Origin of the sequence: Myroides sp. C1519, from assembly GCF_038039755.1 — a bacterium.
GTDB classification, from domain to species: Bacteria; Bacteroidota; Bacteroidia; order Flavobacteriales; family Flavobacteriaceae; genus Flavobacterium; species Flavobacterium phaeum_A.
Map to the genome: position 1 here is coordinate 57,248 of NZ_JBBPHM010000014.1, position 12,624 is coordinate 69,871.

Consider the following 12,624-nt stretch of genomic DNA (forward strand, 5'->3'; position numbering starts at 1 on the left):
TCTCTTTTTTTTGTTGCTAAATTTACATTCTCAAAAATCGTAACTTTCAATGTTACTTATAAATACAAAAAAATGAACGAACTACATACTGAAAACAGTCCATACCTCTTACAACACGCTAATAACCCAATTTATTGGAAAGCCTGGAATCAAAAAACATTAGAGTCTGCTTTACAACAAGATAAATTGATTGTTGTTAGTATTGGTTATTCTACTTGTCACTGGTGTCACGTTATGGAACACGAAAGTTTTGAAAATGCAGAAGTTGCTACCTTAATGAATGAGCATTATATCTCAATTAAAATAGACAGAGAAGAGCATCCAGATATTGACAACTTTTATATGAAAGCAGTACAACTTATGACTAAACAAGGTGGTTGGCCTCTTAATGTTGTTTGTTTACCTGATGGTCGTCCTGTTTGGGGAGGAACTTATTTTAAAAAAGAAGCTTGGACAGATTCTTTAGAACAACTAAAAAATCTTTACCGCGATAGAAAAGATACTGTGATTGACTTTGCAGAAAAACTAAGTGAAGGTATTTCTATTTTAAGCTTAGCGCCACAATACAAAGAAGAAAGTAGATTTAATCTGGATATTGTTCTTGACAAATGGAAAAACAGCTTTGATCCTGAATATGGTGGGTATAATAGAGCTCCTAAGTTTATGATGCCTACTAACTTGCTTTATCTTCAAAAATTAGGCTTTTTAAAAAGTGATAACGATTTATTAGAACACATAGACCTTACACTAACAAAGATGGCTTATGGTGGCCTTTTCGATACAGTTGAAGGTGGTTTTTCAAGATATTCTGTTGATTTCAAATGGCACGTTCCTCATTTTGAAAAAATGCTATATGATAATGCGCAATTATTAAGTGTTTATGCAGATGCTTACAAGAGAACTTCTAACCCACTATACTCTGAAATAATTGATAAAACAATCAAGTTTATTTTTACAAATTGGGACAATAAGCAAGGTGGTTTTTATTCTGCATTGGATGCTGATAGTTTAAATGCAAACAGCAAACTTGTTGAAGGAGCATTTTACACTTGGACAAAAAAGGAATTACAGGAGCTTTTACAAGATGATTTTGACCTTTTTAGCATCGTCTTTAATATCAATGAATTTGGTTATTGGGAAGAAGGACAATACGTTTTAATTCAAAATAAATCATTAGAAGAAATTGCGCTTTCACAAAATATAGCGTTATCTGACTTGTACTCTAAAAAGTGTGCGTGGGAAGCTCTTCTTTTAGAAAAAAGAAATTTACGCGCAAAACCACGATTAGATGATAAAACAATTACTTCTTGGAACGCTATGTTGATTACTGGATTACTTGATGCATACACTGCAACGCATAATCAAGAGTACCTAAATCGTGCAATCAAATTAGAAGATTTTATTCACTCAAAATTATGGAGTGAAGACGGTGGCCTATTTAGAACTTTCAAAAATGACAAAGCTACAATTGAAGCCTATTTAGATGATTACGGTTTCTACATTCAAGCTCTAATTAATCTTTTTGAACACACAGCTGAAGAAAAATATATCAAACACGCCAAAAACATAGTAGACCTATCACTTGACAAGTTTTTAGATCACAAAAGCTCGTTCTTTTTGTATAGTGCAAAAACAAATAAAAACATTACTCCTGCAGTAGAAATTGAAGACAATGTAATTCCTTCTTCAAATGCTATTATGGCAATGAATTTATTAAAATTAGGTGTACTATTTGAAAACGCTCATTATACTCAAATTGCAACAGATATGACCAAAGTAGTTTTGTCTCAGATTGACTATCCTTCTGCTTACTCACATTGGTTGTTACTTGACCTATACTTGCAACACCCAATTGAATTGTCATTTGTTGGAGAAAATGCCAAAAAACAAGCCTTAAAAATCAGAGATAAAATGATTTCACGTGCTTTTATATTTTCTTCAACTACGGATTCAACTATTCCTTACTTAGCAAAATACGGAAATAGCGATTCAACTTTACATTATATTTGTATGAACTCTTCTTGTTTAAAGCCAGAAGAAAACGTTACAGCATTAGAAAAGTACACATTATAACTTATGGAAAAATTAGATAATTTACTTACGAGATACATAGAGAACTTTATTGCGTTCATTCCAGAGGTAGTAACCTCTCTAATCATTTTAGGATTAGGAATGTGGGCAATCAAGTTTCTTCAAAAATTAGCGCAAAAGATTTTTGTCAAAAATAAAATAGACCCTACTTTTTCGAGCTTTATTTTGGATGTATTGATTTGGGGATTGCGCATCTTACTTTTTGTTATTATTGCATCAAAACTTGGAATTCAAACAAGCTCTTTTGTTGCTATAATTGGTGCAATGAGTTTAGCTATTGGTCTTTCATTACAAGGATCTCTTAGTAATTTTGCTGGAGGTGTTTTAATCATTTTATTTAAACCTTTTCGCATTGGAGATGTGATTGAAGCACAAGGAGAGACGGGTAAAGTTTTAGCAATTCATATTTTCTCAACACAAATTGTCAATTATCAAAATAACATTATCTACATCCCAAATGGTGTATTATCTAATGGAAAAATAAAAAACATAACTCAAAACAACTTAAGAAGAGCTGAAATTTTTGTACAAACGAATCTTGTTAAGAGTACGAGTGATTTTATAGAACAACTAAAAGCTGAATTAGATAATCACGATATGATTATCTCTCAACCCAAACCACGTATTCTTATCAAAGAACTTTTAGATACTAAGATTACGTACAATGTGCAGGTCTGGGTAGAAAATGACAATTACAATACGGTGTGTTCTTTTGTTTTACTTAAAGCTAAAGAAATCACTGATTCCCTATAATACATACTAACGGCTGTCTTTGTTATGAAAGACAGCCGTTCTTTTTCACCTCACCTCTTACAAACAAAAAGTGATTGATTAGATTCTATTAATTACCCTAAAAACAGATTTATTTATAATAATCAACAAGGTTTTAAACATACATTAGTTGGAGATAACTCGGAGATAAGTCGTAGATACCTCACATAGAGGCCTTTTTTGCGAACAATCTACGATTTATCTGCGACTAATCTACGACTAACCACTACACAAAGCCTTATAAACACAAGGTTTCAAGAGTTTTAAAATTGAAATATTTTATAAGAATCTACGCACCTCATTTTAGACCAAACAAAAAAGGCTCAAGTATTTAAACTTGAGCCTTTCGTTATAGACCTATTAGGTTATGTTATTTTTTCTTTGTTATTAAAACAAAATCTTTCAAATAAAAAGGTTCAAAATATGCCACATCTACAAAGTCATTAGCTAAAAACTTACTATGAGCCATTGAACACATTTCTTTTGCAGAAGGATAAATATTCTCAGGGTAATAAATAAAGTTATCTCCATTTAAAACTTCTTTACACTTCAATGCACCATCACCAATTAAGTGTAAAGTATTTGTTTGACTATAATCTGCAAACGAATTTTCATCAACAACAACTGCTTCAATCGGAGCAATTTTATTATATGTTGAATCAAATACAGCTGAGAAAACTTCCATTCTCCTTGCATCTAACATCGGAATAATTAATCCCCCTTCAACATTAATCTGACGAGCCAAAACTTCTAATGTATCCAAGGCAATCATTGGAATTGATAAACCATAACAAAGTCCTTTTGCAGAAGATACACCAATACGTAATCCTGTATATGAACCTGGCCCTTGACTTATTGCAATAGCGCTTAAATCTTTTAAACTTTTACCGTTATCTTTTAATACTTCTTCAACAAATACGTGTAGTTTTTCTGCATGAGAAAAATTCTCTTCAGCTATTTCTCTACATTCAATCAATTGACCATCTACAGACAAAGAAACCGAGCAATTCTTAGTTGCTGTTTCGATACTTAAAATCGTTATCATTCTTTTTTACTTTCTACTTTAACTTTATCTCCATTTTGGAGCGTTCTACTAACAGTTGAATAAGGTCCTGTTATAATTTCATCATTCGCACTAACGCCATCTATAATTTGAATGTTAGCATCATCTTGAATACCTGTCTTTACAAACTTAAGTTTTGCTATACCGTTGTCATTAACAAAAACAGCCTCTCGCATCAAGTCTTTAACTAACGCCTTTTTCCCTTCTTCTTTAGACAAAAGAGTATCTGTTGGACTACGCATTACTACTGCACTAATTGGTACAGCAAGAATATCTTTCTTCACATTTGTAATGATATCTACAGCAGCAGTCATTCCTGGTCTAAAAGGCGAATAGTTCTCAATACTATTATCTAACAAATCTTCATACGACTCTCTCAGTATTTTAATCTTTACCTTGAAAGTAGTTACTTGATCTGATGATAAAGTTGCATTTGAAGCAGAATTTGAAATACTTGTTACTACTCCCCTAAACTCCTTTTTTAAATAGGCATCAACATTAATTCGTGTTTCATCTCCAAGCTTTACTTTTACAATATCATTTTCATTGATGTCAACTTCAACTTCCATACTATTCAAATTGGCAACGCGCAATATTTCTGTCCCAGCCATTTGCTGTGTTCCTAAAACACGTTCTCCCAACTCTACATCTATTCGTGAAATTGTACCATAAGCAGGAGAATAAATTGTTGTTCTTAGTAAATTACTTTTAGATTCTGCTAAGGCTGCTTTAGCACTCTCTACATTGTAAAAAGCAGAGTTTTGTGTTGCTTTAGCAACTTCATACGCACGAACTACCTTATCCCACTCTGAGCGAGAAATTACTCCTTTTTCAAATAATCGAGCATTTCTATCATAATTTGACTTCGCTTCTTTCAGTTGAGCTACTGCTTGCTCTAATCCAGCTTTACTTGTAGCCAACATGGCAACCATACGGTCTACTGCAGAAGTATATAAATCAGGATTAATCTCTACAAGTAAATCACCTCTTTTTACAACTTGACCTTCTTTCACTGGCAAATTTATGATTTCTCCGGATACTTCAGAAGAAATCTTTATCTCTATTTCAGGTTGAATCTTTCCTGTACCTGATACGGTTTCAACGATATTAGATTTTTCAAGTGTTACCACCTCTATCGTAGTTAATTCTTCTTTCTTTCCGAAAACAAAAACAGATAACAGAATAGCTATAATAACTAAAAGTATAAAAACAACAATGTATTTCTTTTTCATAATCTTAATTTTTAAATAATGGTATTCCAAAGTAATACTCTAATATCTTCGTCTTAAAAATATAATCATACTTGGATTTTAATAAATTCGATTGAGCTGTAACTAATAAGTTTTGATTTTGATTGAGTTCAAAAACGTTGATTAATCCCACAGCATATCTCTCTTTTGCATACTCTAAAGATTGTGTTCTTGCTTTTAAACTTACAACACTTGCTTCATAGGTTTTCAATGCACTTTGGGTATCTGTATAAGCCTTAAATACTAATTGCTCTAAATTCAATATCACAACCTCTCTTTCATTCTCAATCTGTTTCAATCTCAACTTGCTCAACTTTACATTATTTCTAACTGAGAACCCTTGAAAAACAGGAACAGCAAGGCTTAGTCCAAAACTTGATGTTTTATTTTTGTCGAACTGACTAAAAAAGGAATCTGGTCCGCCAAACACCCCCATTGTATTTTGTTGTAAAACACGTTGGTTTGTTCCTTCTACATACCCAATTGTACTGCTTGTTCCAGTACTTTCTACACCTACCAATCTATCTTGATAATTGATATTTGTTCCCAAATTGTAAAAAGCACTTAATCGAGGTAAATAAGCACCTCTGCTAATTTTTACATTTCGCTCAGCAATATCTACTTCAGCTTCTGCATTCTTTACAATTGTTAAAACCTCAAATGCTCTTGACTTTATTTCCTCAGGTGTATAGATCAACACAGCACTTTCTCCAACTTCATAATCTGAATCAATAACATCGAAAGCTTCGTAATCATTTATTTGCAATAACTGAGCTAAATTTAACCGAGCCATTACTAATTCGTTCTGAGAAACAATTAATCTTTGTGTAGCTACAGCTACAGTTGCATTAGCCTCTAACAAATCGCCCGCCGGAACTACACCTGCATCTACAAGCTCTTCTGTTCTTTTAGATTGACTTTCATCATACTCAAGTTGTACTTTATTTGTACGAACTAATTCCTTGTTAAAAATAATCTGCAAGTATGAATTAATCACATTCAAAGCGATATCCTCCTTCATTTTTTGAAGTTTATATTGTGAGGCTAAATGTGCTAAACGCGATTTGACTAACAAATTTTGATTCTGAAGTCCATTGTATATATCCACATTGACACCAACTCCGAAACTGCTACTTTGAATTGTTTGACTTTCAATAGAATTTGTAACTTGATTGGGTTGATCAGCTATAGTCCACGAATGATTTCCCGTCATATTGATGCCTGGCAAGAAATTACCAAAAGCGATAGCCTTATTAATTACAGCACTTTCTTCATCAAGTTTAGATTGTTTAATCCTAATATTATTATCTATAGCGTGCTCTATACATTTTTGTAAAGACCAATAATTATCTTGTGCTAAAATATATTGAGGCAATAAATAAATAAAAAAACTAATTGCAATTACTCTATATCGGTTAATCATAAATCTAATTATTTTTCAGAATTGACAAAAAAACAAACATTATGTTACTGTTGTATAAAGTAATAAAAAAAACCGCTATAAGTAGCGGTTTTTTATTACTGTTTTATAACTTTTTTGCTTTTATAGACTTTATAACTGAAAAATAAAGCTAATCCTACCAAAAGATAAGGAAACAACATCAAGTAGACGATTCCATCATTTACTGCTTCAGCCTTTACTCCTCCCTCTTCTGTTTCAAGAGACGCTCTACACATTGCACACTGTGCTTGTATATTTTGTAAAGACAAAAAGCAAATAAAAAGAATCCAACCAATTTTTTTCATTGCTTATCGCTTTAGATATTAATGTATATAATACGGAGAAATCATTAAATACACAATTACTCCAGTAACTGCAACGTATAACCACATTGGGTATGTAATACGCGCTAATTTTTTATGTCTTTGATATGAACCTGAAATACCTCGTACAAAAGTAAATAGTACAAAAGGAATGATAATAATAGACAGCATTATGTGCGTTATCAAAATAAAGAAATAAACATAACGAATTATCCCTTCTCCTCCATAACTTGTTTCAATTGAAGTCATGTGATAAGCTACATACATTGCTAAGAAAGCTAAAGAACAACCCATACAGATTTTAATCAATAGCTCGTGTAACTTCATATTACCTTTTTTAATAGCACGAACTGCTAATACAAGTAATACAGCTGTTATACCATTAATTGTTGCATAAATTGGAGGTAAAAAGGTTAATGGCTTAACATCGTACCCTAACTTCTGAAGATTTACTCCAAATAATATTGCTACTACTACTGGGATTGCCACAGACAATACCCAAATCCATTTACTAAACTTTTGTTCTACGTTTGTATTATTTTCCATTTTATTCTTCTAACAATAACTTAATATCTTGTTTTAACCATTCTACTCCTTCATCAGTAGTTCCGTCGTAATAAATGATTGGGTTACCGTGTTCATCTATTCTACAACGTATTTGCCCATTTTTATCTACGAGAGCAAATAAACCTGAATGTTCAAATCCTCCTGGAGCATCCGGATTAACTCCTGTGTACAGATTAAACTTTTTAGCTAAATCATAAATATAAGTAGCATCTCCAGTCATCATATGCCAATAAGGATTTTTAACTCCTAATTCATCTGCGTGAACTTTCAAAGCTTCTACTGTATCACGAGTTGGGTCAATAGTAATTGATGCTATACCAAACTTCATATTCCCGTAAAAAGTATCTTGAAGTTTAAGCATGTTCATATTCATAATAGGACAGATAGTAGGACAATTAGCAAAGAAAAACTCAACTAAGTAAACTTTCCCTTCATAACTATCGTTATTAATTGTCTTATTATTTTGATCTACTAATTCAAACTTAGGTGCTGTACCTACAACGTGTAAATCAGATTTTTCAAACTTTTTAATAATTTTAGGCACTGCCCATATACCAAATATCAATACAATAAATGATATCCAGATGTACGACTTATCTTTCATATTATTCACCTTTGTTTATGCGTTTATATTGTTTCAATGCTAATCTGTATTCTGCTAATACTACTTTCACATCATCCATCATATCATTATTTAACTCCGCAGCTGAAATAGTAGAATAACCTTCTTTATATTCGAAATCCCCTAATTTATTAGGTCCTTTTCTACCTCTAAGGTTTTTATCTTTATCTATTATATAAACATTCAAGCTTGCCAAGTCATCATCAAGTTTACCAACTAATCCAAGTGAATTATAAAACTCTTGAATTTCTTCTGGTTTTAAAAACAAATAATTCCAATTTGACATATCTGAAATTGGGCTTAATTCATTAACTACCTTTTCAGCTTCAGCTTCACTTCCTAATGGCAATACCATCACTAATTGAAAGTCTTCAAAGTCTAAATATCTTTTATAAATTTTTTGATTAAGATTAAAGGCGTCTCCTCGATCTCTAAAAAGATGTCCTCCAGGAAAACCAAGTACTGTTATCTTTCCTTCTAATTTTGGTTGCTTATTCAATGAGGTTTTTCCTATTGGCAACTCATTTACACCTTCAGTTATAACGGGAAGACGTACAAACTGATTAACACCTGTTGCAAAAAATAAATAAGCGCAAATAGGCATAATAAATAACAAAACTAAGATAAGGTATTTTTTCATTTTTAAATGCTATTATGTAACTCACAAAAATAAAAAAAGGCGGTCAATAAACCGCCTTTTTCATATATAATATGATATTAAAATATCCACTTGTACTGTGAATTATGGAATACGTCAAAAATATAGTTTCCTTCTGTCAAAACTAAAGTAATTAAGTAAACACATAAGAAAGATAATATCCCCGCTACTGACCATCTAAAAGCCGCTTTTTCTTGCTCTAAGTGCATGAATGCCCACATAATGTAGTAAGCTTTAACAACAGTTAAAATAATGAAGATATAGTTTAATAAACTTAATCCAAAGATATGAACGTGGTGTAATGATTCAGGTTTAAAAATACCTAACACTACTTCTACTAAAGTAATCACAGACATAATTGCGAAAACGATCCAGATTCTCTTTGTATTTGAATGATGTGCTGCTTCTGCTGCCATTTTTTTCGAATTTTAAAGTTAAACCAAATAAAAGAATGTAAATACAAATACCCACACTAAGTCAACAAAGTGCCAGTATAATCCACCTTTTTCAACCATTTCATAGCTACCTCTCTTTTGGTAAGTACCCATTAAAACGTTAAAGAAGATTACCACATTAATTAAAATACCTGTGAAAACGTGGAATCCGTGGAATCCTGTAATAAAGAAGAAGAAATCAGCAAACGTTTTGTGTCCGTACTCATTACGAATTAAACTTGCTCCTTCAACTACTAAAACTGCGTCATTCAAACGAGTAACAGACTCTTCTCTTGTAAGAATCTCTTTGTGTTTTTCATCAGTAGTTTTTTGTGTTCTAATTCTCACATTTGGATTTGCCTCAAATCCTGCTTTAACTTCTTCGATTGAATAAGTTGTTGCTTCTGGACCTTTCACGAACCATGTTGCGTTCGCTCTTGTCAATGTAGCTTCATTTCTGTTTGCATCAACTAATGCAAAGTCAGATAGAGCAATCTGTTTTCCATCTTCTCCTACGAATTGTAAAATAGATCCTCCTCTTGTTTCAACAGCTCCGTAAGAACCATTAATAAAGTTTTTCCATTCCCACGCTTGTGATCCTAAGAATACTAATCCTCCTACAATAGTCAAGAACATGTAAGTAGCCACTTTATTCTTTTTCATTTGATGTCCAGCATCTACGGCTAAAACCATAGTAACTGAAGAGAAAATCAAAATAAAAGTCATCAATGCCACATAATACATCGGTGCATCTACACCATGTAAAAATGGAAAGTGATTAAATACTTCGTCAGCAATAGGCCAAGTATCTTGAAATTTGTAACGAGTAAACCCGTATCCTACCAGGAATCCACAAAATGTTAATGAATCTGATAATATGAAATACCACATCATCATTTTACCATAGCTTACCTTTAGAGGCTCATTTCCTCCGCCCCATGTAGTTTCTTTAGTAGCTGCTGTAGTAACTGTCGCTCCCATAAAAAGTTGTTAGTTATAAAGTTCTCAAATTTAGTTATATTTTTCTATTTATAGAATGTAAAAAATAAAAACAAATAAATCCACAACAAATCCAAGAAATGCCAAAACCATGCACATAACTCAATTCCAATGTTTTGCTGAGAATTATACTTTTGTTTAAAATGATTATAAATTACATACAATAATGCTAATAGTCCACCTGATAGATGGGCTATGTGTACAATTACAATTACGTATAAAAACGAAGTTGTGATCGTACTTTCACTTCCAGTAAAGAAATATCCTGCGGAAATAACTTCACCAAAACCTTTGAACTGCAAAAAAACGAATAACAATCCTAATATCAAAGTAGAAATTAGATAAGTAGTAGTTTTATTTCTATCGTCTCTCTTTATTGCCTTATATCCAAGGTGAAAAGTGATACTACTTAAAAAAATTGCTATTGTACTATATAAAAAGGCTGATGGCAACACAAAATCTGTTAACCAATCTGGACGAGACTTACTAACAACGTACGCACTTGTCAATCCTGCGAATACCATTGCTATACTTCCAATTCCAAAAAGCATCATTACTTTTAATGCTTTCCCCTTCTTTTCATACTGCTCTTGTGCTGTAATATCCATGTTTTTAATTATCTTAAAAATTTATCTAAAACATATATTATTTGAATCAACGAAATATATGTAACACTTACTAACATTAGTGAACGCGCAGCTTTATCTGTACGCTTTTTGTACAATTTTACTCCTGCTGACAACATCCATAAACCTGCAATAAAAACTAATACTGCTGATACTGGAGTAAGGTACAAACGTCCTGTCATACCAAATGCTGGGAAAACAGACGCAATCATTAACCATATTGTATACAAGATAATCTGTACAGATGTCTTTGTGTCTTTTTTTCCTGTTGGCAACATTGAGAAACCTCCTTTTTTATAATCGTCATATAAAAACCATCCGATTGCCCAAAAGTGAGGGAATTGCCAAAAGAATTGAATCATAAACAGTGTTCCTGCTTCTATTCCAAAGTTATTCGTAGCGGCAACCCAACCTAACATAAAAGGTATTGCACCAGGAAAAGCTCCAACAAACACAGAAAGTGGTGTTACAGTCTTTAACGGTGTATAAATACTTGTATATAAAAAGATTGAAATAGCGCCAAACATAGCTGTTTTAGGATTGATTGCATATAGAATACCAATACCTAAAATTGTTAACACTGTAGCTAACACAAATGCTGATGAAGGTTTTACTCGTCCTGAAGCTATCGGACGATTCATTGTACGCTTCATTTTTGCATCAAGTTCCTTCTCAATTATTTGATTGTAAACATTGGAAGCACCAACCATACAATAACCACCTACCGCAAGTGCAATAAGTGTTATAAAATTAATGCTGCTTAAATCAGGAACTGCAATTAGATAACCCGCTATTGTAGAAAAGACAACACTAAAGGCTAACCCCATTTTTGTCATTTCTTTAAATTCCTTCAATAACGAATTAGAAATATTTTTTTCAGAAGATAAATTCAAAGCTGTTTTCATTTACTTTTAATGATTTGCAAATATAATCCAATTTTTAAAACAAATCCTAATAACAAAGAGAACAGCTTTGATTATAATATTTTTTTAAGGTTTTAGTAACTATCTACAGTTCCTGACCCCTCAACAATAGTTTTTGCCGATGATGTACCAAGTCTTTTAACACCTAACTTAATCATTTCAATTGCAGCTTCTCTATCGCGAATTCCTCCAGATGCTTTTACTGGTAGTGGTCCTGCATTTTCAAGCATTAAAACAATCGCTGGAACTGTTGCTCCATTTGGTTTTCCTCCTTCTGTTTTATAAAAACCTGTAGATGATTTTACGAATACTTTGTCATAGTCTTTCTCTGAAAACTTAGACATTACAACGTTTTTAATTAATGCTGTAAGTTGTACAATCTCCACATCTGTCAAAGCAGCTGTTTCAATAATCCATTTTACTAATTTACCAGCGTTAAGTCCTAATGCAGTACATTCAGCTACTTCATTCTTAACTTTATCAACTTCTCCTTTTTTGAAAGCTGTATAGTCAACTACATAGTCTAATTCATCTACACCGTCTTTCACTGCTTGATTTGCTTCAGCTAATTTAGCTTCAAGTCCACGATTACCTTCTGGAAAATCGATTACAGTACCTATTGCTACTTTTGAATTAGCCTCATCAACCATTTTACGACCTAACTTAACGTGGTCTGGTCTAATCATTGCTAATTTAAATTTCTCATCAATAGCTTCTTGAATCAACTCAGCCACTACTTTACTATTATCTACTTCACTTAAACCAGCTTGTGTCGCAGTTTTTAAATAAGTAGAATCCATAAACTCTCTTAAATCTTGCATAATCTATTTATATTTAAAAAAAAATGACCCCTAAT

The 12,624-nt window shown here is 32.3% G+C and carries 14 protein-coding genes; 2 read left to right on the forward strand and 12 right to left on the reverse strand.

The genetic code is table 11. From position 1 onward, the window contains the following. The first annotated feature begins 72 nt into the window (after positions 1-72). Together AABL81_RS09295 and AABL81_RS09300 are read left to right on the forward strand one after the other, a co-directional pair. On the forward strand, positions 73-2,073 hold the full coding sequence (locus AABL81_RS09295; RefSeq protein ID WP_341340876.1) for a thioredoxin domain-containing protein: 2,001 nt from the start codon (positions 73-75) through the stop codon (positions 2,071-2,073). Positions 2,074-2,076: 3 nt separating this feature from the next. After that, a complete protein-coding gene (locus AABL81_RS09300) occupies positions 2,077-2,844 on the forward strand; it encodes a mechanosensitive ion channel family protein (RefSeq protein WP_158210125.1) in 768 nt (255 codons plus the stop codon). A 388-nt stretch (positions 2,845-3,232) separates the two neighbouring features. On the opposite strand, the gene tsaB is transcribed toward AABL81_RS09300, so the two are convergent. The 12 genes from tsaB to deoC all read right to left on the reverse strand — a co-directional run bounded on the left by tsaB (position 3,233) and on the right by deoC (position 12,589). Further along, positions 3,233-3,907 carry a tRNA (adenosine(37)-N6)-threonylcarbamoyltransferase complex dimerization subunit type 1 TsaB gene (gene tsaB, locus AABL81_RS09305; RefSeq protein ID WP_158210124.1) on the reverse strand — a complete coding sequence of 225 codons (675 nt, stop codon included), beginning with the start codon at positions 3,905-3,907 and terminating at the stop codon, positions 3,233-3,235. After that, positions 3,904-5,157, reverse strand: a complete 1,254-nt coding sequence (locus tag AABL81_RS09310; RefSeq protein ID WP_090405904.1) for an efflux RND transporter periplasmic adaptor subunit — start codon at positions 5,155-5,157, stop codon at positions 3,904-3,906. Before AABL81_RS09310 ends, tsaB begins: the two co-directional genes overlap by 4 nt. Positions 5,158-5,161: 4 nt before the next feature. After that, positions 5,162-6,598 carry a TolC family protein gene (locus tag AABL81_RS09315; RefSeq protein WP_341340877.1) on the reverse strand — a complete coding sequence of 479 codons (1,437 nt, stop codon included), beginning with the start codon at positions 6,596-6,598 and terminating at the stop codon, positions 5,162-5,164. Positions 6,599-6,693: 95 nt separating this feature from the next. Further along, positions 6,694-6,921: a hypothetical protein gene (locus tag AABL81_RS09320; RefSeq protein ID WP_158210122.1), complete on the reverse strand. Its 228-nt coding sequence runs from the start codon at positions 6,919-6,921 to the stop codon at positions 6,694-6,696. Between the two features lie 18 nt (positions 6,922-6,939). After that, positions 6,940-7,485, reverse strand: coding sequence for a DUF420 domain-containing protein (locus AABL81_RS09325; RefSeq protein WP_158210121.1), 546 nt, complete (start codon positions 7,483-7,485; stop codon positions 6,940-6,942). Between the two features lies 1 nt (position 7,486). After that, positions 7,487-8,110: an SCO family protein gene (locus tag AABL81_RS09330; RefSeq protein WP_158210120.1), complete on the reverse strand. Its 624-nt coding sequence runs from the start codon at positions 8,108-8,110 to the stop codon at positions 7,487-7,489. Between the two features lies 1 nt (position 8,111). After that, positions 8,112-8,768 (reverse strand): hypothetical protein, encoded by a 657-nt coding sequence (locus tag AABL81_RS09335; protein WP_341340878.1) that lies wholly within the window; start codon positions 8,766-8,768, stop codon positions 8,112-8,114. A 77-nt stretch (positions 8,769-8,845) separates the two neighbouring features. Beyond that, on the reverse strand, positions 8,846-9,202 hold the full coding sequence (locus tag AABL81_RS09340; RefSeq protein ID WP_158210119.1) for a cytochrome C oxidase subunit IV family protein: 357 nt from the start codon (positions 9,200-9,202) through the stop codon (positions 8,846-8,848). A gap of 18 nt (positions 9,203-9,220) precedes the next feature. Beyond that, a complete protein-coding gene (locus AABL81_RS09345; RefSeq protein WP_158210118.1) occupies positions 9,221-10,201 on the reverse strand; it encodes a cytochrome c oxidase subunit 3 in 981 nt (326 codons plus the stop codon). 44 nt (positions 10,202-10,245) lie between these two features. Further along, complete coding sequence (locus tag AABL81_RS09350) at positions 10,246-10,827, reverse strand: cytochrome c oxidase subunit 3 (RefSeq protein WP_090405496.1); 582 nt, start codon at positions 10,825-10,827, stop codon at positions 10,246-10,248. An 8-nt stretch (positions 10,828-10,835) separates the two neighbouring features. Beyond that, entirely contained in the window at positions 10,836-11,750 is a 915-nt protein-coding gene (gene cyoE / locus AABL81_RS09355; RefSeq protein WP_158210117.1) for a heme o synthase, read from the reverse strand. 92 nt (positions 11,751-11,842) lie between these two features. Continuing rightward, complete coding sequence (gene deoC, locus AABL81_RS09360; protein ID WP_158210116.1) at positions 11,843-12,589, reverse strand: deoxyribose-phosphate aldolase; 747 nt, start codon at positions 12,587-12,589, stop codon at positions 11,843-11,845. Between the last annotated feature and the right edge of the window lie 35 nt (positions 12,590-12,624).

Bases quoted from the DNA above. Each gene is read 5' to 3' on its own strand.
- AABL81_RS09295 (WP_341340876.1), top strand. From the start codon at position 73: ATGAACGAACTACATACTGAAAACAGTCCATACCTCTTACAACACGCT.
- AABL81_RS09300 (WP_158210125.1), top strand. From the start codon at position 2,077: ATGGAAAAATTAGATAATTTACTTACGAGATACATAGAGAACTTTATT.
- tsaB (WP_158210124.1), bottom strand. From the start codon at position 3,907: ATGATAACGATTTTAAGTATCGAAACAGCAACTAAGAATTGCTCGGTT.
- AABL81_RS09310 (WP_090405904.1), bottom strand. From the start codon at position 5,157: ATGAAAAAGAAATACATTGTTGTTTTTATACTTTTAGTTATTATAGCT.
- AABL81_RS09315 (WP_341340877.1), bottom strand. From the start codon at position 6,598: ATGATTAACCGATATAGAGTAATTGCAATTAGTTTTTTTATTTATTTA.
- AABL81_RS09320 (WP_158210122.1), bottom strand. From the start codon at position 6,921: ATGAAAAAAATTGGTTGGATTCTTTTTATTTGCTTTTTGTCTTTACAA.
- AABL81_RS09325 (WP_158210121.1), bottom strand. From the start codon at position 7,485: ATGGAAAATAATACAAACGTAGAACAAAAGTTTAGTAAATGGATTTGG.
- AABL81_RS09330 (WP_158210120.1), bottom strand. From the start codon at position 8,110: ATGAAAGATAAGTCGTACATCTGGATATCATTTATTGTATTGATATTT.
- AABL81_RS09335 (WP_341340878.1), bottom strand. From the start codon at position 8,768: ATGAAAAAATACCTTATCTTAGTTTTGTTATTTATTATGCCTATTTGC.
- AABL81_RS09340 (WP_158210119.1), bottom strand. From the start codon at position 9,202: ATGGCAGCAGAAGCAGCACATCATTCAAATACAAAGAGAATCTGGATC.
- AABL81_RS09345 (WP_158210118.1), bottom strand. From the start codon at position 10,201: ATGGGAGCGACAGTTACTACAGCAGCTACTAAAGAAACTACATGGGGC.
- AABL81_RS09350 (WP_090405496.1), bottom strand. From the start codon at position 10,827: ATGGATATTACAGCACAAGAGCAGTATGAAAAGAAGGGGAAAGCATTA.
- cyoE (WP_158210117.1), bottom strand. From the start codon at position 11,750: ATGAAAACAGCTTTGAATTTATCTTCTGAAAAAAATATTTCTAATTCG.
- deoC (WP_158210116.1), bottom strand. From the start codon at position 12,589: ATGCAAGATTTAAGAGAGTTTATGGATTCTACTTATTTAAAAACTGCG.